Below are 20,304 nucleotides of genomic sequence, written 5' to 3'. Positions count from 1 at the left end.
CCCGGATTCTGGCGCCGGGGGTGCGGGCCTGAGAACGCCGAGGTCCTGGTTGGCCGGAAATCCCGGCTCCCCGGGGCGGGCGCTGCGGCCGGCCCCGGTGGTCAGGGAAGCGGCTCGCCGGGGGTGGCGGGGGTCAGGGCGGACAGGTCCACGGGCTCGCCGGCCCGCAGTCCGGCCAGGGCGATGTCCTTGTCGACCGCTGCGGCGGCAACCTCGAACTCGGGGGCGCCGAGCTCGAAGGTGGGGCTCGCGAAGATGCCGAGCCGCGCCAGGGCCGGGTCGGGGTGGGGGTTGTGGTGGAGCTGTCCGGCCCGGTCGCGCAGCTCCAGCATGAGGGGCACGGCCAGGGCCATGGCGCGGGGTCTGCCGTTGAACGCCCGGTCCAGGCAGGTGAGCAGGGCGGCGTACCGGCAGTTGAACTCCACGGCCCGCGCGTGGACCTCGCTGGTCGCGGCGAAGCGCTCGTAGCCGGCGATCGTCGAGTCGCCGTGGATGGGGTGGGCGTCCTGCCAGCCGACGTCGACGAGCGGTCCGCTGGGCGGGTCCTTGGGCCGGTCGTGCGGGCCGTAGCTGCGGCCGGAGAAGATCTCGTGGAAGCGGAAGTAGTGGGCGAGCGTCCGCTCCTCCCGGAAGATCAGGTCGTTGCTGTCCCAGATGGTGTCGCCCACGCCCTCGCCCTGCTCGCTGACGACGCGCAGGGCCAGCAGGGCGGAGGCGGTGTCGTGGACGGCGAAGACCTCGCCGCCGGAGTTGTAGAAGTCCTCCGGGCCGACCTGGAGGTGCTCGCGGCCGCGGGGGAAGACCGCGGCTTCGCCTTCCCGCTCCACGATCCGCAGCAGGCCCCGGCGCAGCGCGTCGTAGAACTGGCCGATGGACGTCCAGCCGGCGCCCTCCTGCGGCGGGGGCGTCAGCGAGCGGGGCTGTTCGATGCGCAGGAACGTTCGCAGTGCCCCGGGCGAGAAGTGCTGCAAGGACACCGGGGGCACGTCGTCGTCGCTGAAGGGGAGCCGGGCCGGGTACCGGCCGACGAACTCCGGCCGGCCCACCCGGGGCCGGCCGCCGACCGCGTTGAGGAGGTTGGCGGCCAGCGTCATGTGCAGCATCTCCTCCACCAGGACGCTGCGGATGGCAAAGTACGCGGTGCGGTTGGTGCCGGGGCGGATGGTGTACAGCCCGGTCATGTAGACCGGGATGGTCAGATGTTCGACTTCCATGGCGGCCTGGAGGAAGGTGCGCAGTTCGCCGAGGTCCCGCGGGATGTGGAAGCCCTCGTCGTGCAGTGCCGTCGCGGTGATCACGTCGTCGCCTCCCCCGCCGTGCCGGTGGAGCGCACGACGACCGGGCGCCGGCCGGCGGCCAGGCGGTCGTGGATCCGCTCGGCACTGCGCAGCGCCAGGGCCATCATGGTGAGCGTGGGGTTGCTGGTGCCGATGGAGGGCATGCTGCCGCAGCCGACGGCGTAGAGGTTGTCGAGCTCGTGGGTCTTCTGGTCGGCGTCGACCACGGAGGTCGCGGGGTCGTCGCCCATGATGTGGGTGCCGGCGCCGTGGCCGGCCCCGCTGTAGGCCAGGTGCACGCCTTCGTGGACGAAGTGGCCGAGCGGCGGGACGCCGTTGCGCGGCGCGTGGTCGGTGTGGTCGTCGGCTCCCATGCGGCGGAAGATCTCCCGGGCCACCGCCCGGGCGGCCAGTGCGCCGTCACGTACGTGCCGGTCGAGGTCGTAGGTGAGGACGGGACGCGGGTTTCCCATGGCGTCGCGGTGGCGGGCGTCGATGGTGACCCGGTTGCCGGGGTCGGCGGACTGTTCCACGGCGAACTGCAGTTGCAGTTGGCGGCCGATGGAGCAGCCCAGCAGCCGGCGCAGCTCCGGGCCGAAGACGCCGCCCGGGCGCACCTCGCCGCGCTCGTCGCCGCCGAGCCCCACGGCGGTGGCGACGTTGCTCATCGGCGCTCCCGTGGCCCAGCCCCAGCCCCAGTTGCCGATCTCGATGCGGAAGGGAGCCCGGCGGCGGCGTCCGGCACCGAAGCGGAACGCCTCCCAGCCGGAGGTGTGCCCGGGCCCGCGGAACGGCCCGACCGGCCCCCTGCTCCGCGCCCCGAGGGCCCAGGCGAGCACGGTGGGGTGGTCCATCAGGTTGCGGCCCACCTGGTCGCTTCCGTTGGCCAGCTCCGAGCAGAGCAGCAGCCGGGCGTTCTCGACGGCATGGGCGGCGAGCACCACCACGTCGGCGTCGACGACGCAGGACCGGCCGGCCGGCGAGGCCGGATCGGTGTACGTGCGGTACTCCACCCCCCGCACGCCGCGCTCGCCCGCCCTGTGCACGCGGGTGACCACGCAGCGGTTCGCCACGGTGACGGAGGGCGGGAAGGCCGCCTGCAGGCGCAGGGGCAGGGACTTGGCCTGGACGGGGCAGATCGGCACGCAGCTGGCGTTGCCGACGCAGCGCTCGCCGAAGTTCGGCAGGCCGACCGCGCCCTGGACGCGGAAGGCGGGATCGTGGCGGTAGCGGGGGTTGGGCGTGGAGTTGCGGGCCTGCGGCAGGCCGTAGAGGGTCAGCTTGTAGTCCTGCCCGGCCACCGGGTCGGTGATGGTCTCGCCCTCCACCGCCCCCTTGCAGTAGTGGTCGATGTAGCTGCGCGGGATCTCCTGCATCGGGTACTCGTGGCCGGGATCGTGCACGACCCCGAGGTCGTACTGCTCCGGCCCGTTCCCGGCGACGCCCAGGAGCCGTTCGGCCTCGGCGTACCAGGGCTGGAGCTCCGCGGCGCCGAGGGGCCAGTTCCGTCCGTACCCGTAGCGCGTGCGGGTCTCGAAGTCCTCGTCGCGCATGCGGGGGACGGCGCCCAGCCAGTGCATGGCGGTGCCGCCGAGGGCGCGCAGGTAGTCGGTGCCGTAGGGCAGCGGGCCGTTCTGGACGAAGTAGCCGCCGGCGGTGAACTCCGGCTGCCCGGGGCGCGGGTTGTGCACCGGTGCCAGGTCCAGGACGTCGGGGGAGGGCGCGGCGGTGTTGGGCCGGTAGGCGGAGTTGGAGACCTTCGCGACGGCGGAGTGGAAGGTGGCGAGCGTGTCCAGGAAGCCGGGCCAGGTGTCCGTGCCGCCGTTGCCGGCCTCCAGGACGAGGACGTCCCAGCCCTTCCCGCCGAGCCGCTGGGCGAGCGCGCTGCCGGCCCAGCCGGCGCCGACGATGACGACGTCGTAGCGGCGGCGGACCGCGGCGGGGGCGGTGACGTACCGCGTCATGCCCGCGCCTGCCCGCCGGTGCCGGGGGCGGTGGCCACGGGGACCTCGGACGGCGCGACGTGCCGCCCGGCGCGGAAGCCGGGCAGCAGGTGGGCGGGGAGGTCCTCGGTTGCCGCCTCGGCGTCCGGACCGGTGGGCAGGCCGAGTGCGGCGCGCAGCTCCGGCAGCCCGGGCGGTGCGGGCGGGCGGATCGACCAGGTGCCGAAGCCGGGCGGTTTGGCGCCCGCGGGGTGGCCGTGGAACGTCCGCCACACCAGCCCCTCCGCGTAGGCCTCGGGGGCCACGACGAACTCCGTGTTCGCCACCTCGCGCCGCAGGGCGGCATGGGCCGCGGGGGCCAGCCGGGGCCAGGCACCGGTGTACCAGAGGTAGACCAGCGCGCGGGCCACCTCCCGGTGCGTGGGCGTCAGGTCGCCCGGCCCGCGGCCCTCGGCTGCCGCCTGTTTCCACGCGATCCGGAACTCCTCGAAGTGCTCCGGGCCCACCTGCCGGCGCGCGGTGTCCAAATACGCCCCCGCCATGTCGGTCGCGTACAGGTCGAAGGCGGTGAAGCCGGTGAGCGGCACGCACAACTCCACGAAGTCCTGCACGTCCGCCGGCACCGCGGGATCGCTCATGGCCCTGCCCCCCCTCGCCGGACCCCGCCACCCGGGCCCCGTCCGACCCTGCCCACGCAGGAGGCCGCCCGACCCCGGCCACCACCAACGAGTGAATGCCGGGGGCACGTTTTCGGCCAGGCCCCTACCGGGCGACCGACCTGACCTTCAGGGCCTACCGGGCGACCGGCCTGGCCTTGGCCTCAATGGGCATGGCCGCGAACTAGCCGACCGGGCTCGCGGCCTTCCTGACATGGCTGCGCAACCGGACGGCGTGGAACACCTCGAACACGCCCATCACCACCAGGAAGATCCCCGTCACCACCGTCAGGACGGCGATGGAGTGGAAGGGCAGGTCGATCATCAGGATGCCGGCGGCGATGTTGAGGAAGCCGACGAACAACTGCCAACCCCGGGCCGGCAACTCCTTGACCGACAGGGCGACTCCGGCCAGCATCACCCCGCGCAGCAGCCAGCCGAAGCCGATCCACAGGGCCAGCAGGAGGATCGACTGCGCAGGCCCGCGGAAGCACACCAGCCCCAGCAGGACGCACAGCCCACCGCTGACGAACCCCAGGACGCGCAGGGCGCCGGGGATGTGTGCGGCGAAGGCGCCCGCCAGCTGCAGGGCACCGATCACCAGCAGGTACAGGCCGAAGAGGACCCCCACGACCAGCAGCGATGCCTGGGGCCAGGCCAGGACGACGGCCCCCAGGGCCGTCGAGGCGATGCCCGCACCCAGCAGCGCCTGCCAGCCGGCGTGCGCCAGGCCCCCGAGGCCTCCGTAGGGGTCCCCCTGCCCGTGGAGCCCCGGGCCGTGGAGGTCGTGGAAGGAAGACGTCATGGCACTGCTCCCTGCACTTGCCTGCGCCGGCACCCGGCCGGCACTCGCCTGCGCTGCTCCCCCGCCGATCTTCCTCCTTTCAGGCTGGCACACATGCCGCGGGCCGACAACACGAGGACCGAACAGGCGGCTTTCCGCTTAAGTCGACGTAAGTCCGACCCGTCCCGACGCACCGTCAATTCCCGTACCATGCAGGCGTGCTCGCCTACGCTCCCGCCGCCTTCTTCCTGTTGCTCTTCGGCATCGGTGTCCTGCGCGACCGGCGTCGTTTCAGCAACGCCGTCCACCTCGGGCTCGCCTGTACCTGCCTGCTGCTCGGCCTGGTGTGGGTGGCCGGTCGCAGCGGCGGCCACGGCCATCACGCCCTGGAGTGGCTCGCCGCGGCCGCCTTGCTGATCCCCGTCCTCGGTGCCCTGATCCTGCCGGTGTTCCTGCTGGCCAACGGCGTCAAGATGATCCGCAAGGAGGGGCGGAGCCCGGCGAACCTGCTGTCCTTCCTCACCGGTCTCGTCATCGTCGGCCTGATGGGCCTCACGATCGCCTCCGCCGTCAGCCGCTCCCGCCAGCTGACGATCGTCACCGGCACCCTGCTGCTGATAACCGGCTACATCGCGTTCCTCTTCTTCTGCTTCATCACCTATGCCTTCGTCTACGGCTGGCTGCGCCCGCGCCGCAGTGTCGACTTCGTGGTGGTACTGGGCTCCGGCCTGGTCGGCGGCAACCGGGTGCCGCCGCTGCTGGCGAGCCGGCTGGAGCGCGGGCGGCAGCTGTACGCGGCGCAGGCCGCCCGCGGCAGACCGCCCGTGATCGTCACCTCCGGCGGCCGGGGCCCGGACGAGGACCTGCCCGAGGCGCACGCCATGGCCGACCACCTCGTCGAGCGCGGCGTGCCCGCGGAGCACATCCTGCGGGAGGACGCCTCGCGCACCACCGAGGAGAACCTCACCTACAGCGCGGCGATCATGTCGGCGGCCCGGCCCGGCTACTCGTGCGTGATCGTCACCAACAACTTCCACGCCTTCCGCGCGGCCCTGACCGCGCGCAAGGCGGGCGTCAACGGGCAGGTCGTGGGCTCGCCGACGGCCGCGTACTTCTGGCCGAGCGCGACGATCCGCGAGTTCGTGGCCGTCTTCCTCGACCACAAAACGGTCAACTTCCCGATCTGCGGCCTGCTCGCCCTCCCCGGCGTGCTGGCCTGGTGCTTCCTGTGACCGTCCGGCAGTCGTCGCCACCCGGGCCCGGCGGGCGGCCGGGGACCGTGGATGTGCTCCCGGCCTCCGCCATGACATAGATTCAGCCCTCGACATGTCCTGATCAACGGGGGTGGGATCCATCACTGGGCACGACGACGGCGGCGCGCTGCGCCCGCTGCGGGCGGACGAACTGCACGAGATCGCCGGTTACCGGCTGCTGGCCCGCATCGGCGAGGGCGGCATGGGCTCGGTCTACCTCTCCCGCACCCGGGGGAACCAGCCCGTCGCCCTGAAGGTGATCCGCCGGGAGTACGCGGGCGACGCGGAGTTCCGGCGCCGGTTCCAGCAGGAGGTGCGCGCCGCGAAGCAGGTGCGCGGCTACCACCTCGTCCCGGTGGTCGACCACGACGCCGAGGGCGAGCAGCCCTGGCTGGCCACCGCGTACGTGCCCGGGCTGCCGCTGGACGAGGTGCTCGCCGCGCACGGCCCGCTGCCGCTGCCGGCCGCCCTGCAGCTGACCGGCTGCGTGGCCCGGGCCCTGGACGCCGTGCACGCCGCCGCGGTGGTGCACCGGGACCTCAAGCCGGGCAACATCCTGCTGGGCGCCGACGGCCCCTGGGTCATCGACTTCGGCATCGCGCGCGCCGCCGAGGCGACCCGGCTCACGCGCACGGGCGGCTTCGTCGGCACCCCGCAGTTCATGTCGCCCGAGCAGGGCACGGGCACCGAACCGACCACCGCCTCCGACGTGTTCTCGCTCGGTCTGATCGCGGCCGTCGCGGCCACCGGCCGCCACCCGTACGGCGACGGGGCCGCGCTGACCGTGGCCACGCAGATCGCCAACACCGCGCAGCGGCCGCCGGACCTGTCCGGCTACCCGGAGGGCCTGCGCCCCCTGCTGGAGCGCTGCCTCGCCGCGGACCCGGCCGCCCGTCCCACCGCGGCCGAGGTGGCCGGGCTGTGCGAGCAGGTCTCGGGCCGCGCACCGCGGGACTTCGACGACTGGCTCCCCGCTCCGGTGGCGACCGCGATCGCCGGGCGCGCCGACCACGTACGGCAGCTGACCGCGGGAGCGCCGCAGGCCGCGCAGCCGGCGGCGGCCGCCGCGAGGCCGGCGCACCCCGCGACGTACGTGCCCACCCAGGCGTCCGGCGGGTTCGCGCACGCCGCGCCGACGCAGGCCGCGACCGCCCCGCCGGCGGCCCCCCTCGCCCCGGCGGGCACCACCCCGCCGTGGCGCCGCCGCGCGCCGCTGGCCGCGGGGGTCGCCGTCGCACTGGCCGTGGTGGCCGGCACGGCGTGGGCGCTGTCCGGCGGTGACGGCGGCTCGGGCGCCAAGGCCGTCGACACCTCGGCCAGTGCGACGCCGGCCCACTCCGACAGCAAGCAGGCGTCCCAGGGCGCGGGTGGGCCGAGCGGCGGCGCGGCCAAGGCGCCCGCGCGCACGTACGAGGCGGTCTTCACCGACCGTCCGCTGGCCATCGCGCCGCCGGGCACCGGCACGCTGATCACCGTGGACCTCGACGCCCCCAAGGTCTCCCCGCAGGGCGACGTCTCGGACCACGACGCCGAACTGACGTACATGTCGCAGTGGATGCACTTCAAGAAGGCGACCGCCAAGAGCGGCGGGAGCACGCCCGAGGAGTGCCGCAGGGCCGTCGACGCGGCCCCGCTGCCGGCCGAACTCGGCGATGCCGCCCTGATCGACCAGGGCGTCCTGGCCAAGGACGACGTGCTGTGCACGGTCACCTCGAAGGGCAATCTGGCCATGTTCAAGATCACGGAGGTGACGCCGACGGGGCAGCCGTACAGCCCTCCGGGCTACTCCGGTCTGCTCACGGTGTGGAAGCAGCCCTCCTAGGCGCTGTCGATGTACGGCTGCCGCCGCGTGGGCGCGATTCGGCCCCCCGCCTGCGGGCGCGTGGTGGCTCGTCGCGCAGTTCCCCGCGCCCCTGGGGGGCGCCGTGGACTGATGCAGTGCCCCGTAAGGGGCGCGGGGAACTGCGCGATCGGCCACCGACGGCCCGCAGCCGAACGCGCCACCCCGGGCCCGGGCGGAGCACGGCACTCTGTCTGCGGGCGCGTCGTGGCTTGTCGCGCCCACGCGGCGGCAGCCGCAGATCGGCACAGCCCCGCGCCCCTAGGGGGCGCCGTGGGGCCCCGCGACGCACATCCGCCGGCAGACCCTAGGGCAGCTTCTCCAGGAGCGTGCGGGCCGCGTCCAGCATCAGTGCGGACACCCGGTCGGCGTCGGCACCGGCCAGCGGTTCCTGGCGTACGACGACGCGGGTGAGCCCTATGCCCAGCAGCCAGGCCAGGACCAGGGCCGCGCGCAGTTCGGCGTCGGGGGCATCGCTGAGCGCGGCCAGGGCGTCGGTGTACTCCTGGCTGAGCCGCCGGTTCGTGCGGGCCGCCTCGTCGTCGCTGCCGACCGAGCGCAGGAACACTTCCAGGGACCGGTCGCCGGGCGCGGTCCCGGCGGGGGCCAGCAGGTCGCGCAGGGCCCCCGCCAGCAGTTGCTCGGGCGGGCTCTCGCGCAGCCTGCGGCGGCCGTCCCTGGCGACGACCTCGCCGAAGAGCGCCGTTTTCGAGCCGAAGTAGCGGAAGAGCAGTGCCTGGTTGACGCCGGCGCGGTCGGCGATGGCGCGCACGGTGGTGCGGTCGTAGCCGCGTTCGGCGAACAGCTCGGCCGCCGCCTCGACGAGGCAGCGCCGCGTGGCCTCCGCGTCGCGCCGGCGCACCTGCTTGTCCTGGCTCATCCCGTTCCTCCTCAAGCGCCGGTGCCCGCGGGCCCGTTGACGCCCCCGGTGCACCGGCCTACCGTTTTTGTAAGCAGGTGCTTACATCACGTTCCTGCACCGGCGCGAGACCTTACTGCCTACACGAAGGAACAAGGGTTTCGGATGTCCACCACCCACGGCGAGCCCATGACCTACCCCTTCAACGAAGCCGTCGGCCTGGCCCTGTCCGAGCGGTACGAGGAAGTGCGCGACGCGCCGGGGCTGCGGCGGGTGCGGCTGCCCTACGGCGAGCCGGCCTGGCTCGTCACGCGCTACGCGGACGCCCGCCTCGTCCTGGGCGACCGCAGGTTCAGCCGCGCCGAGGCCACCGTGCACGACGAGCCGCGGCAGTCCCCCGGCCAGGTCACCAGCGGCATCCTGGCCATGGACCCGCCGGACCACACCCGCCTGCGCCGGCTGGTGACCAAGGCGTTCACCGTGCAGCGGGTGGAGCGGCTGCGCCCGGACATCCGGGCCCTGGCCGGCAGCCTGCTGGACGAGATGGTGGCCGCCGGCCCGCCCGTCGACCTCGTCGACGCCTTCGCGCTGCCGCTGCCGGTCTCCGTGATCTGCCGCCTGCTCGGCGTGCCCGAGGAGGACCGTCCGCTGTTCCGCAAGTGGAGCGACGACGCGCTGTCGACCAGCTCGCTGACGGCCGAGGAGGCGGAGACCAGCCGCCAGGAGCTGCGCGCGTACATGGCGGGGCTGATCGCCGCGCGCCGGGCCCGGCCTGCGGACGACCTGATGACGGCCCTGATCGAGGCCCGCGACAAGGAGGACCGGCTCTCCGAGCCGGAGCTGATCGACCTGTGCGTGGCCGTCCTGGTCGCGGGCCACGAGACGACGGCCACCCAGATCCCCAACTTCGTGTGCACGCTGCTGGAGCACCCCGGCGAGCTGGCCCGGCTGCGCGAGGACCCCTCGCTGATCCCTGCGGCCGTCGAGGAGCTGCTGCGCTTCGTCCCCCTCGGCATGGCCGCCGCCTCGCCGCGCTACGCCACCGAGGACGTCGAGGTGGGGGGCACGCTGGTGCGCAAGGGCGAGGCCGTGCTGGTGTCGGTGGGCGCCGCCAACCGCGACGAGGAGCGTTTTGCTGGCGCGGACAGGCTCGATGTGGGCCGGGAGGGCAACCAGCACCTGGGCTTCGGCCACGGCGTGCACCACTGCCTGGGCGCGCCGCTGGCCCGCGTCGAGCTCCAGGAGGCCCTGCGGGCCCTGGTGCTGCGCCTGCCGGGGCTGCACGTGGCCGGGGACGTCGTCTGGAAGACGCAGATGCTGGTGCGCGGCCCGCGTGCGCTGCCGGTGGGGTGGTGAGCATGGCCTGGGAGGTGAGCGTGGACCGCGCCCGCTGCCTGGGCTCGGGCATCTGCACGGCCCTGGCCGCGGGCCACTTCGCCATGACCGACGAGCACTCCCGGCCGCGCGCCGGCCGGATCGCCCCCGACGAGGCGGTCCTCGACGCCGCCGACTCCTGCCCGGCGGGCGCCATCACGGTGACGGACGAGGGCGAGGTGATCGGCCCGCGCGACTAGGGCCCGTCCGGCGGATCTTCGTCACGCGCACCACGGCGCCCCGTCAGGGGCGCGGGGCGCCGCCGGCCCGTGCCGAGGTGCGGTACTCGCTGGGGGACATGCCCGTGGCCGTACGGAAGGCGCGTGAGAAGCCGTCCGGCTGGGGGTAGCCCCAGCGGGCGGCGATGGTGTGGATGGTGAGGTGGTCCAGGGCGGGGTCGGCCAGGTCCCTGCGGCAGCGGTCCAGCCGCTGCTGCCGGATGAACGCCCGGGGCGTGGTGCCGTTCTGCTGGAAGAGGCGGTGCAGGTAGCGCAGGGAGATGCCGTGGGCGCAGGCGATCGCTTCGGGGCCCAGGTCCGCCTCCCGCAGGTGCTCGACGACGAAGGCGCAGATCCGCAGGAACAGCGCGTGCTGTCCGGGCTTCCCCGGTGCGGTGCCCGTGGCCCGGTCGGCGTGGTGGGCCAGCACGGTCGTCAGCAGGTCGACGGCGGTGCCGCCCAGGCGGGTGGCGTCCTGCGGTGTGCAGTGGGGGTATTCCTCGGCCAGGGAGATCAGGAACCGGGCGAACACCCGGGCGACGCCGTCCGTCCAGGGCAGGGACAGCCCGCACAGACGGGTGAAGTGCTCGTGCGGCAGGCGCAGCAGCTGCTTGGGGAACTGGAAGAGGACCGTCCGGCCGGGGGTGTCGCCGGCGAAGGTGTCGAACGAGCGGGAACTGTCGAAGAATCCCATGGTGCCCCGCTTGAGCAGCGAGGACTGCCGGTTCTGCTCGATGCCGATCTCCCCGGCCGTGGCCACCGCCACGTGGTACATCTCCGGGTCGGACTGCCGCACCAGCTTGGGCGTCCGCTGGGCGACGAGCGAGGCGTAGGACAGGACGGAGACCTGCCCCACGCCCAGCGGCATCACCTCGATGCGCGCGCCGAACCGTGCCGTGTCGAGGAACTTCACGCGCTGGGTGACCTGGGCCAGCGCCATGGTCTCCGCCCATGCCTCCCGTCGGTCGTTCAGCGGGAATTCCACGGTGTCCACGACGATGGGGTGCATGACTGCTCCTGACGGGCGGCGAGGGGGCGGGCGGTGGGGTGACGTGCGGCAAGGTGGCGGGCGGCAGTCAGCCAAGTGCACCGGTGCCGATCACCGACAGTGCCTTCCGCGCCAACAACGCCTCACCCCCGGGCCCGTACGACGCGGCGCTCGTCCCAGACCGGCTCGCCGCTCTCCACGACACGTCCGTCCTCGCGGAAGACGAGGTAGCGCGTGAAGGCCCGGGCGAACCAGCGGTCGTGGGTGACGGCCACGACCGTGCCGGTGAAGGCGGCAAGAGCCGCCTCCAGGGCCTCGGCGGAGATCAGGTCGAGGTTGTCGGTGGGCTCGTCCAGCAGCAGCAGGGTGGCGCCGGCCAGTTCCAGCAGCAGGATCTGGAAGCGGGCCTGCTGGCCGCCGGAGAGCGTCTCGAAGGGCTGCCTGCCGGCGCCGGCCAGGCCGTACCGGCTGAGGGCGGACATGGCGTCCTGCAGGCCCAGCCCCGGCCGGTCGCCCTCGCCGCGGCCGAGGATGTCGGCCGGGGTGCGGCCCGTCCATTCCGGGTGCCGGTGGGTCTGGGCGAACAGCCCGGGCCGCACGCGGGCCCCGAGGCGGCAGGTGCCGGAGTGCTCGACGGTGAAGGGCCCCTCGCCGCCGGACTCGTCGAGCAGGCGCAGGAAGTGGCTCTTGCCCGAGCCGTTGGAGCCCAGGACGCAGACGCGGTCGCCGAAGAACACCTCCAGGTCGAAGGGGCGCATCAAGCCGGTCAGTTCGAGGCCGCGGCAGGTGATCGCCCGCAGGCCGGTACGGCCGCCGCGCAGGGCGGGGGCGACGCGCTGGGTGCGTGGCGGGGCCGGCGGCGGGCCGGCCTCCTCGAACTTCGCGAGGCGGGTCTGGGCGGCGTGGTAGCGGGAGGCCATGTCCTCGCTGATGGACGCCTGCTGGCGCAGGGTGCGCACCAGCTCCTTGAGCTGGTCGTGCTTCTCGCTCCAGCGCCGCCGCAGCTCGGCGATGCGCTCCCAGCGGGCCTCGCGGGCGGCGTGCCAGGTGGCGAAGCCGCCTCCGTGCGTCCAGGTCGAGCCTCCTTCGAGGGTGACGACCTGGGTGGCGGTGCGGCTGAGCACCTCGCGGTCGTGGGTGATGAGCAGGACGCCCTTGCGGGTGGCGAGAAGCTGCTCCTCCAGCCAGCGCTTGCCGGGGACGTCGAGGTAGTTGTCGGGCTCGTCGAGCAGGAGCAGGTCGGCCGGGCCGCGCAGCAGGGCCTCCAGGACCAGGCGTTTTTGCTCCCCGCCGGAGAGGGTGGAGACGTCGCGGTACTGGGCGGTGGAGAACGGCAGGGCGAGGGCCGCGACGGTGACGGTGTCCCAGAGCACCTCGTACTCGTAGCCGCCGGCCTCGCCCCAGGCGGTCAGGGCGGCGGCGTAGCGCAGCTGGGCGGCCTCCTCGTCGTTCTCCATGAGGGCGAGCTCGGCCGCGTCGACGGCGGCCGCGGCCCGGCGCACGGGCTCGGGGGCGACCGTCAGCAGCAGGTCGCGCACGGTGCGGTCGTCGCGGACGCTGCCGATGAACTGGGGCATCACCGCGATGCTGCCCTGGCGGCGCACGCTGCCCTCCTGGACGGGCAGCGTGCCGGCGAGCATGCGCAGCAGGGTGGACTTGCCGGCGCCGTTGTCGCCGATGAGGGCGACGGTCTGACCGCCGGACAGCCGGAAGGACACGTCGCGGAACAGCTCGCGCCCGTCGGCCAGGGTGTGGGCCAGGGCGCCGGCTTCGAGATAACCCATGCCGCGAGCCTAGCGACGATGCGTGCGGATTCGGACTGATTAAATCTGGGCCGGTGGAGTGCCCGTTGTGCGCGCCGGGCCGCTGCGCCCCGTGCGCGCCGGGCCGCCGGGTGCTCCACAGGTCTCCGTGGGCCGCCGGCGCCCCAGGGTTTTCCGGCCGTTCCCCCAAGCACTCCCAAAGCTTGACTTAGCGTATTTATCTGATATCGAACGAGACGTCCTCGCGTGGCTGGAATCCTCCGATACCGCCCTTGTGCCGGGGCGACCGCATCCCTGACCGTTGTCCGGCGCACCTGTCCGCCCTGCGGCCGAGAAGGACACCGATGCCGATGCGCCGCGTCTGCGCCCCCTTGCGGGAGCCGGTCACCGTCGCCCTCGCCGGGGTGGAGTTCGGCTGGGGCAGTTCGGGCAAGCTCGGCGCCGTCCTGTCCGCCCTGGGGCACGGCCCGCACGACGCACTGGAGTTCGTCGGTCTGGGCTCCGGACTCGGCCGGCCGCTGCTCGCGGAGCACGCCGTGGACGCCTGGTACGACCTGCCGGCCTCCGCCGAGGGCCTGCGCGCCGCCGTCGCGGAGATCGTGCGGGTGCGGCGGGTGCGGGCCGCGCTCGTCGTGCTGGACGGGGGGCTGGCCAAGGCGCTGGAGGCGGCCGGCGTCCCCACCGTCTTCGTCGACAGCCTGCCCTTCCTGTGGACCGAGGGCGACCGCCCGTCCCTGCCCCTGGACGCGCACTGCTACTGCGCCCAACAGTGCATCGAACTGCCGCCCGAGTGCACCGGGATCCTCGCCTCGGTCCGTTCGCTGCGCTGGGTCGAGGCGGTGGTCGCCACCGCGCCGGACACCCGCCCGGGCCGGTACGGCACCCGGCCGTGGCACAGGGCACTGATCAGCCTCGGCGGCCTGCGGGCCCCGGGGCTCGCCGACTGGACGGCCTACCCCCGGCTGGTGGTGCCCGCGGCCCTGCGGGCGCTCGCCGCCCACGGCGTGCGCGAGGCCCACCTGGCCGGCAACCTTCCCGACGACCTCCTCGGGCGGCTCCTCTCGGGCGCCCCCGCGTCCCTGCAGGTGACGGCCGGGCCGCTGCCGCACGGGACCTTCCTCGCCGAACTGGCCGCCGCGGACGTTCTGCTGGCCTCGCCGGGCCTGACGACCCTGCTGGAGGCCGGCACGCTCGGGGTGCCGGCGGTGTGCCTGCCGCCGCAGAACCTCAGCCAGATCTTCAACGCCCGCTTCCACTGCCGGGCGGTCGGCGTGGACGTCCGCACACCGTGGCCCGCGGAGGTCGTCCGGGAGGACGAGGCGCTGGCGCTGCGCACGAAGGGCGAGGAGCACGCCCTGGAGCTGGTCTACGGCGGGATCGCCGACGCGGCGGCCCGGGCGGGCGCGCAGCTGCGGGCGGATCTCACCGGCGCCGTCGGGGCGGCACTGGAGCGGGCGGGCGAGGTCGTGGACTGGAGTGCCCTGGCCACCGCCGTCGGCACCGGCGGCGCGGCCCAGGTCGCCGGTGCGCTGCTGGAGATACTGCGGCGCGGGCCCGCGCGCTGAACCAGCCCTGCCGTCGGATCAGTTGAACCATGCGAAAGGTCGCGCCTCGATGCGTGAGCGTCACCGCTATCTCTTCATCCGGATCCTCGAAGCCTGCAACGCCGACTGTTTCATGTGCGAGTTCGCGCTCTCCCGCGACACCTACCGTTTCTCCGTCGAGGACTTCGAGGAACTGCTGCCGAAGGCCGCTGCGGCCGGGGTGCGGTACGTGCGCTTCACCGGCGGCGAGCCGCTGATGCACCGGAACGTGGTGGAGCTGGTGCGCACGGGCGCGGCGGCGGGCATGAGGATGTCCCTCATCACCAACGGGATGCTGCTGCCGCGCCTGGTGCGGCGGCTCGCCGGGGCGGGCCTGGCCCAGGTGATCGTCAGCCTGGACGGTGCCTCGGCGGCGACCCACGACGTCTACCGTCGCTCCCCCGGCATGTTCGACAACGGCCTGCAGGGGCTGCGCGCGGCCGCCGAGCTGGGCGTCCTGCCGAGGGTCAACACGGTGGTGGGCCCGCACAACTACGCCGAGGTGCCCCGCCTGCAGCAGGTCCTGACCGATGCGGGGGCGCAGCAGTGGGAGCTGTCCGCGCTGAAGCTGGACCGGTCCATCACCTACCCCGACCCCGGCCACGTGCGGCAGGTGTGCGACCCGGTCTACGACGCCGACCCGCGCTCGCTGCTCGTCCCGCTGGGCAAGCGGTTCTACGGGGACACCCCGCAGGAGCAGGAGCGGTACTTCACCCGGTCCGTGACGCCGCGCGCCTCCCGGCCGCTGTGCCACGTGGTGGACGACGTCCTCTACGTCGACGGCCGCTTCGGGCGCGTGTACGCCTGCAGTTGCCTGCCCCACCGCGACGGCGGCGAGGGCCCGGCCGCCGGGGCGCCGCTGCGGGAGAACGGCACGGTCGCGCTGGACACGCCCGCCTTCCGGGCACACGCCGACTTCTTCCGCGAGCGGGGTCCGCAGCTGTGCGCGGGCTGCTCGACGACGGCCGCGGGCTACAGCGACGACGTCGCCCGGCTGGGGACGGTGCCGCCATGGCGCTACTGAACCGGACGGGCGCGCCGCCGCGCCTGCGCGTGCACCTGGTCTCCCGCGACGAGGAGCTCGACTCCCTGCTCGCGCGCCGCCGCATCGCCGCGCACCTGGGCGGGCTCGCCGCGACCGGCGGCGCGTGCACCGCCGGGCCGCCGCCCGACGCCGCCCTGGTCTGCGACGACGAGGCGGCGACGCAGCGCCTGGTGGCCGCGGGCGTGCCGGTGGTGCACCTGTACTCCGGGCACCGCACTGCTGGCGGCGCGCCCGGTGCGGCGGCCGGGGCACTGCTGCGGCAGCACCGGCCGGCGTGGTTGCCCGGTCCGGGGCCGCGACCGCCGGGGATCCGTACGACGGGTCTGCTCGCCCCGGCCCGTACGGCACGGGACCGGGTCCGCGCCGGGACGCTCGTCCTGCTGTCCCTGTACGGCGTGGCGGAGGCGACGGCACGGGCGTTCGCCGAGGGGGTCCTGCCGGCCCTGGTGCGGGCGGCGGTCGAGCGCACCGGCCGGTGCGAGGTGGTGTGCGACACCGGCCTCGCCCTGGTGCGCGGCGCACTGGCGGGGCGGTGCGGGCCCGTCCAGGTGCTGCGCGCCGCCACCGTGGACGTCGACGACCTGCACGCCGGCCGGGCGGTCCTGCTGGCCTCGCCCACGCTGGGCGCGCTGGGGCTCGCGCAGGCGCGCCGGGCGCCGTTGGCCTTCCTGCCGCCGCTGGGCGGGGCCCAGGAGGACCTGGCCGCGCGCGTACGGCGCGTGGTGCCCGTCCCGGTGGCCGGCGGCCGCAGCGAGGCGCAGGTGTGGCAGCCGCCGCAGGAGGACCTGTGGCGGGCCCCGGGCCCGGCGACGGAGGACCTCAGAGGGGCGCAGCGCGTCGCCCGCAGCGTCCGCCAGCTGGCCCTGGCACCCCCGTGACCGGGCCGTCCTCGTCCGGCGGCCGCCCGGCGCCGTCCCGTCCGTCAGCCTGTCCGTCACCCCGTCCGTCGTCCTGCTCGCCTGTCGACCCTGGAGCCGCCATGTCCGGCACAGCCGGCGCACCCGACGCGACCGCAGAGCCCGCCGGTTTCCGGCCCCGCATTCCCGCGGCGCAGTGGAACGACTGGCGCTGGCACCTGCGCAAACGCATCAACACCCCCGACAAGGCCCGGCGCTGGATCCGTCTGACGCCCGAGGAGGAGAAGGCCATCGCGGGCTCGGCGGGCAAGTACCGCTGGAGCGTCACCCCTTACTACGCCTCGCTGATGGATCCCGACGACCCGTCGTGCCCGGTCCGGCTGCAGGCGGTGCCGGCGCCGGCGGAGCTGACGGAGTTCCCCGGCTCGGACGTCGACCCGGTCGGGGACATGTACTACCGCCGCACCAACCGTGTGGTGCACAAGTACCCGGACCGGGTGATCCTGCTGGTCACCGAGGCATGCCCGGTCTACTGCCGGCACTGCACCCGCAAGTTCCACACCACCGACCTGTCCGGCACCTACTTCCGCGACGACGAGGGCGGCTCCTTCGACGAGGACCTGCGCTACATCGCCGAGCACCCCGAGATCCGCGACGTGCTGCTGACGGGCGGCGACCCGCTGTCGTACCACGACGGCAAGCTGGAGGAGCTGATCCGCGGGCTGCGGGCGATTCCCAGCGTGGAGATCATCCGCATCGGCAGCCGGTTTCCCGTGCTGCTGCCGCAGCGCATCACCGACGACCTGTGCGCGATGCTCCGGCGCTACCACCCCGTGTGGCTGAACACGCACTTCAACCACCCCAAGGAGATCACGGCGGAGTCCGCGGCGGCCGTGGACCGCCTGCTGCGCCACGGCATCCCGGTCGGCAACCAGACCGTGCTGCTGCGCGGGGTCAACGACGACGTCACCACGATGCGCACGCTGATGACGGAGCTGCTGCGCATCCGGGTGCGCCCCTACTACCTGTACCACTGCGACAACGTCACCGGCGTCTCGCACTTCATGACCTCCTTGGAGAAGGGCTGGGAGATCATGGAGGGTCTGCAGGGCCACATCACCGGGTTCGCGGTGCCGCAGTACGTCCTGACCACCCTGATCGGCAAGATCCCGCTCGCCCGGCCGTACGTCACGCCCACCGACGAGGGCCTGCTGCTGCGCAACTACCGCGGCGAGGAGCTGGTCGTCGACGCGGCCGCGTACCCCCTGACGGACCCGGCCCCGGAGGCTGACGCGCCATGAGCCTGGACAAGCGCCTCGGACAGCGCTTCCTGCCCTACGGGGCCAACTACCTCGACTGGGCGGACATGCACGAGCTGCGCCAGGCGATCGAGCACGGCGTGCTGTTCCGCTACCAGAGCGAGGGCGAGTCCGTCGCCTCCCGGCTGGAGCGCACGGTGGCCCACCGCCTGGGCGCCCGGCACGTCCTGGCCGTGCACAACGGCACCGAGGCGCTGCGGCTGGCGCTGATCTCCACGCGGCCGCGCACCGGCGCGGTGGTCCACATCCCGGCGGTCACCTTCGTGGCGGTGGCCGGCGCGGTGCTGGCCTCCGGGCTGGTGCCGGTGCTCGTCGACGTCGACGAGTCCCTCTCGCTGGATCCGGGCCTGTTGCCGTCCGGTGCCGAGCGGGTGATCGTCGCCCACATGGACGGCGCGGTGGCCCGGCTGCCGCAGGGGGTGCCGTATCTCATCGAGGACTGCGCCCAGTCCCTGGGCGCGGTGCTGCCCGACGGGCGGCACGCGGGGACGGCCGGGTACGCCGGGACGTTCAGCTTCCACCACAACAAGGTGCTCTCCTCGGGCGAGGGCGGACTCGTCGTCACCCAGGACGCGGACGCGTGGGCGACCATGCGCTGCTACCACGACCACGGCTCCGCCCGGGTGCCGGGCTGCTACCCGACGTGGAACGCGGACGCCCATTACGGGGAGAACTTCGTCACCAGCGAGGGCGTCGCGGCCGTCCAGTGCCAGCAGGTGCGTCACCTCGACGAGGTACTGGCCGGCCTGGAGCGGCACTACGCCCTCGCCCTGGACAACCCGCCGGCCCGCACCGACCTGCGCGTCCTGCCGCGTGCCGCCGGCGACGTGAAGACCAGTGTGCGCCTGCGCTGGGAGAGCCGCGAGCTGCGGGACGCCGCCGTCGCCGCGCTGACCGCGCGCGGCATCCCCAACTGGACCCTCGACAAGTACGTGTTGCCGCAGCACCCGGTGCTCACCGGCCGACGCTCGCTGTACGCCGACGGGTTCCCCTGGAACCTGGCGCCCGAGGGCCCGCTGATGCTCAGCCGCGACGGCTTCGCCCGCACCCGCGACCTGCTGGAGCGCACCTTGTGCGTACCGCTGTCGCCGGAGCCGGGCGAGCAGGAGCAGGTCCTGGCGGTCAAGGCCCTGCGGCAGATCCTGGAGACGGTGTGAGCGCAGGCGGTGTGAGCGAGGGCGGTGTGCGCGAAGGCGGTGCGAACGGGGGCGGTGCGAACGGCGGCGGGCCGGTGCTGCTGCTGGCGGACGACCGGCCGACGTCCTTCACGCGGTACGCGGTGCGAGCCCTGCCCGGACGGCTGGCGCTGCTGCGCTTCGCGGCGGTCCGCCGGGAGATGTGCGACAAGTACTTGCGCGAGACTGCGCACCTGCCGGCGTTCTGGGTGCGCGAGGGCGTGCCGCTGGAGGTGGAGGTCCGGCGCTACCAGGAGTGGGTGGCGACCGCGCTGCCTGCGCCCCCCGACCGCTTCTGCAACCCCTCCGAGCCGCGGCAGGCCGTGGCCCAGCGCTTCGCCGGACTCGCCGGGCTGCCGCACCTGACGCGGCAGCAGGTGACATGGGTGCGGGACAAGCACGCCATGAAGGAGAAGTTCCGTGAGCTGGGGCTGCGCACCGCGCGCCACGCGCGCATCGCCTGCGCGGCCGACGTCGAGCGGTTCGCGGCGCGGTGCGGCTGGCCGCTGGTGCTCAAGCCCGTGGACTCCTCCGCCTGTGTGGACACCTTCCGCCTGACCGGGCCGCCCTGCCCGCAGCAGGTCCGCTTCGGCGCGCGGGAGTGGATGGTGGAGGAGCACCTGGGCGGCACCGAGTGGGAGGTGTGCGGCATCGTGCACGACGGGCAGGTGCTGGACGCCTGGCCCAGTGCCATGCCGTGCCGTCCGCTGGACATCGTCGACGGGGCCATGAACGCCAACATCTCCGTCGCCACCGCCGAGGGCCCGCCGGTGGACCTGCGGGCCCTGCTGCAGCGGATCGTCACCGGCATGGGCATCGACCACGGCTATCTGCACATGGAGTTCTTCCTGATCGACGGGGAGGTGTTCGCGGGCGAGATCGGCGTGCGCCTGGCGGGTTGCGAGATCACCGCCAACCACGGGCACGCCTACGGCTTCGACGTCTTCGGCGCCACGCTGGACGTCTACCTCGGCCGCCGGCCCGCCCTGCGCTACGGCCGGCGCCGCTGCGCGGGGGACCTGCTGCTGCCGCTGCCGGGCTCGGGGGTGGTGCGCTTCGTCACCCCCCGGGAGGAGCTGTTGCGCATCCCCGGGGTCGTCGACGCCGTTCTCAGGGTGGGCCCCGGCGATCCGGTGGCCGCCCGGCGCGCCTCGCACAACGCGTCGGGGTACGTCCATGTCACGGGCGCGACGATCGGCGAGGTGGAGCGGCGCATGCGCGAGGTCCTGGACGTCTTCGTCATCGACGTGGCGCCCACGGCGCACTCCCCCGGCACCGTCGCCGCGGGCCGGGGAACGGAGACGCGACAGACGTGAGGAACGGGTCGGCCCGGCGTTTCCGGGATCTGCTGACGCGGCATCACGTGGCCG

General features: G+C 74.0%; 17 protein-coding genes. 10 read left to right on the top strand and 7 right to left on the bottom strand.

From position 1 onward, the window contains the following. Positions 1-101: 101 nt before the first annotated feature. From AC27L3_RS11850 to AC27L3_RS11835, 4 genes are all read right to left on the bottom strand, one after another. On the bottom strand, positions 102-1,298 hold the full coding sequence (locus tag AC27L3_RS11850; protein WP_487233965.1) for a ferritin-like domain-containing protein: 1,197 nt from the start codon (positions 1,296-1,298) through the stop codon (positions 102-104). Further along, entirely contained in the window at positions 1,295-3,241 is a 1,947-nt protein-coding gene (locus tag AC27L3_RS11845; RefSeq protein WP_487233964.1) for a GMC oxidoreductase, read from the bottom strand. Before AC27L3_RS11845 ends, AC27L3_RS11850 begins: the two co-directional genes overlap by 4 nt. After that, positions 3,238-3,858, bottom strand: coding sequence for a hypothetical protein (locus tag AC27L3_RS11840; protein WP_487233963.1), 621 nt, complete (start codon positions 3,856-3,858; stop codon positions 3,238-3,240). The genes AC27L3_RS11845 and AC27L3_RS11840 overlap by 4 nt, the downstream gene beginning before the upstream one ends. A gap of 202 nt (positions 3,859-4,060) precedes the next feature. After that, on the bottom strand, positions 4,061-4,681 hold the full coding sequence (locus tag AC27L3_RS11835) for an HdeD family acid-resistance protein (protein WP_487233962.1): 621 nt from the start codon (positions 4,679-4,681) through the stop codon (positions 4,061-4,063). 197 nt (positions 4,682-4,878) lie between these two features. Here AC27L3_RS11835 and AC27L3_RS11830 point away from each other — a divergent pair, with 197 nt between their 5' ends. Together AC27L3_RS11830 and AC27L3_RS11825 are read left to right on the top strand one after the other, a co-directional pair. Further along, entirely contained in the window at positions 4,879-5,892 is a 1,014-nt protein-coding gene (locus tag AC27L3_RS11830) for a YdcF family protein (protein ID WP_487233961.1), read from the top strand. 112 nt (positions 5,893-6,004) lie between these two features. After that, positions 6,005-7,735 (top strand): serine/threonine-protein kinase, encoded by a 1,731-nt coding sequence (locus AC27L3_RS11825; protein ID WP_487233960.1) that lies wholly within the window; start codon positions 6,005-6,007, stop codon positions 7,733-7,735. Positions 7,736-8,060: 325 nt separating this feature from the next. Here AC27L3_RS11825 and AC27L3_RS11820 read toward each other — a convergent pair whose 3' ends face one another. Beyond that, positions 8,061-8,633: a TetR/AcrR family transcriptional regulator gene (locus AC27L3_RS11820; RefSeq protein WP_487233959.1), complete on the bottom strand. Its 573-nt coding sequence runs from the start codon at positions 8,631-8,633 to the stop codon at positions 8,061-8,063. A gap of 144 nt (positions 8,634-8,777) precedes the next feature. On the opposite strand from AC27L3_RS11820, the gene AC27L3_RS11815 reads away from it, so the two are divergent. Both AC27L3_RS11815 and AC27L3_RS11810 read left to right on the top strand, forming a co-directional pair. Further along, a complete protein-coding gene (locus tag AC27L3_RS11815; RefSeq protein ID WP_487233958.1) occupies positions 8,778-9,968 on the top strand; it encodes a cytochrome P450 in 1,191 nt (396 codons plus the stop codon). A gap of 2 nt (positions 9,969-9,970) precedes the next feature. Beyond that, positions 9,971-10,186, top strand: a complete 216-nt coding sequence (locus tag AC27L3_RS11810; RefSeq protein WP_487233957.1) for a ferredoxin — start codon at positions 9,971-9,973, stop codon at positions 10,184-10,186. A 43-nt stretch (positions 10,187-10,229) separates the two neighbouring features. Here AC27L3_RS11810 and AC27L3_RS11805 read toward each other — a convergent pair whose 3' ends face one another. Both AC27L3_RS11805 and AC27L3_RS11800 read right to left on the bottom strand, forming a co-directional pair. After that, the gene (locus AC27L3_RS11805; RefSeq protein ID WP_487233956.1) at positions 10,230-11,213 is read right to left on the bottom strand and encodes a helix-turn-helix domain-containing protein; all 984 of its coding nucleotides are present in this window, start codon (positions 11,211-11,213) and stop codon (positions 10,230-10,232) included. A 122-nt stretch (positions 11,214-11,335) separates the two neighbouring features. After that, complete coding sequence (locus AC27L3_RS11800; RefSeq protein WP_487233955.1) at positions 11,336-12,976, bottom strand: ATP-binding cassette domain-containing protein; 1,641 nt, start codon at positions 12,974-12,976, stop codon at positions 11,336-11,338. A 323-nt stretch (positions 12,977-13,299) separates the two neighbouring features. Between AC27L3_RS11800 and AC27L3_RS11795 the strand changes: the two genes are divergently transcribed. From AC27L3_RS11795 to AC27L3_RS11770, 6 genes are all read left to right on the top strand, one after another. Then, the gene (locus AC27L3_RS11795) at positions 13,300-14,520 is read left to right on the top strand and encodes a hydroxymethylcytosylglucuronate/cytosylglucuronate synthase (protein ID WP_487233954.1); all 1,221 of its coding nucleotides are present in this window, start codon (positions 13,300-13,302) and stop codon (positions 14,518-14,520) included. 49 nt (positions 14,521-14,569) lie between these two features. Beyond that, positions 14,570-15,562, top strand: a complete 993-nt coding sequence (blsE, locus tag AC27L3_RS11790; protein ID WP_487233953.1) for a cytosylglucuronate decarboxylase — start codon at positions 14,570-14,572, stop codon at positions 15,560-15,562. Beyond that, positions 15,550-16,461 (top strand): CGA synthase-related protein, encoded by a 912-nt coding sequence (gene blsF / locus AC27L3_RS11785; protein WP_487233952.1) that lies wholly within the window; start codon positions 15,550-15,552, stop codon positions 16,459-16,461. The genes blsE and blsF overlap by 13 nt, the downstream gene beginning before the upstream one ends. 101 nt (positions 16,462-16,562) lie before the next feature. Continuing rightward, positions 16,563-17,741, top strand: coding sequence for an arginine 2,3-aminomutase (blsG, locus tag AC27L3_RS11780; protein ID WP_487233951.1), 1,179 nt, complete (start codon positions 16,563-16,565; stop codon positions 17,739-17,741). Continuing rightward, positions 17,738-18,916 (top strand): DegT/DnrJ/EryC1/StrS family aminotransferase, encoded by a 1,179-nt coding sequence (locus AC27L3_RS11775; protein ID WP_487233950.1) that lies wholly within the window; start codon positions 17,738-17,740, stop codon positions 18,914-18,916. Before blsG ends, AC27L3_RS11775 begins: the two co-directional genes overlap by 4 nt. Continuing rightward, the gene (locus tag AC27L3_RS11770) at positions 18,913-20,250 is read left to right on the top strand and encodes an ATP-grasp domain-containing protein (RefSeq protein ID WP_487233949.1); all 1,338 of its coding nucleotides are present in this window, start codon (positions 18,913-18,915) and stop codon (positions 20,248-20,250) included. The genes AC27L3_RS11775 and AC27L3_RS11770 overlap by 4 nt, the downstream gene beginning before the upstream one ends. Positions 20,251-20,304 lie beyond the last annotated feature (54 nt).

The sequence above is a fragment of the Streptomyces sp. PKA51 genome, from assembly GCF_057552455.1.
The sequence above is the reverse complement of the archived record's forward strand: the minus strand, read 5'-3'. Positions and strand labels throughout refer to the sequence as shown.

Coding starts and splice junctions, on each gene's coding strand:
- AC27L3_RS11795 (WP_487233954.1), top strand. CDS start 13,300: ATGCCGATGCGCCGCGTCTGCGCCCCCTTGCGGGAGCCGGTCACCGTC.
- AC27L3_RS11845 (WP_487233964.1), bottom strand. CDS start 3,241: ATGACGCGGTACGTCACCGCCCCCGCCGCGGTCCGCCGCCGCTACGAC.
- blsE (WP_487233953.1), top strand. CDS start 14,570: ATGCGTGAGCGTCACCGCTATCTCTTCATCCGGATCCTCGAAGCCTGC.
- AC27L3_RS11835 (WP_487233962.1), bottom strand. CDS start 4,681: ATGACGTCTTCCTTCCACGACCTCCACGGCCCGGGGCTCCACGGGCAG.
- AC27L3_RS11840 (WP_487233963.1), bottom strand. CDS start 3,858: ATGAGCGATCCCGCGGTGCCGGCGGACGTGCAGGACTTCGTGGAGTTG.
- blsF (WP_487233952.1), top strand. CDS start 15,550: ATGGCGCTACTGAACCGGACGGGCGCGCCGCCGCGCCTGCGCGTGCAC.
- AC27L3_RS11775 (WP_487233950.1), top strand. CDS start 17,738: ATGAGCCTGGACAAGCGCCTCGGACAGCGCTTCCTGCCCTACGGGGCC.
- AC27L3_RS11820 (WP_487233959.1), bottom strand. CDS start 8,633: ATGAGCCAGGACAAGCAGGTGCGCCGGCGCGACGCGGAGGCCACGCGG.
- blsG (WP_487233951.1), top strand. CDS start 16,563: ATGTCCGGCACAGCCGGCGCACCCGACGCGACCGCAGAGCCCGCCGGT.
- AC27L3_RS11810 (WP_487233957.1), top strand. CDS start 9,971: ATGGCCTGGGAGGTGAGCGTGGACCGCGCCCGCTGCCTGGGCTCGGGC.
- AC27L3_RS11800 (WP_487233955.1), bottom strand. CDS start 12,976: ATGGGTTATCTCGAAGCCGGCGCCCTGGCCCACACCCTGGCCGACGGG.
- AC27L3_RS11815 (WP_487233958.1), top strand. CDS start 8,778: ATGTCCACCACCCACGGCGAGCCCATGACCTACCCCTTCAACGAAGCC.
- AC27L3_RS11805 (WP_487233956.1), bottom strand. CDS start 11,213: ATGCACCCCATCGTCGTGGACACCGTGGAATTCCCGCTGAACGACCGA.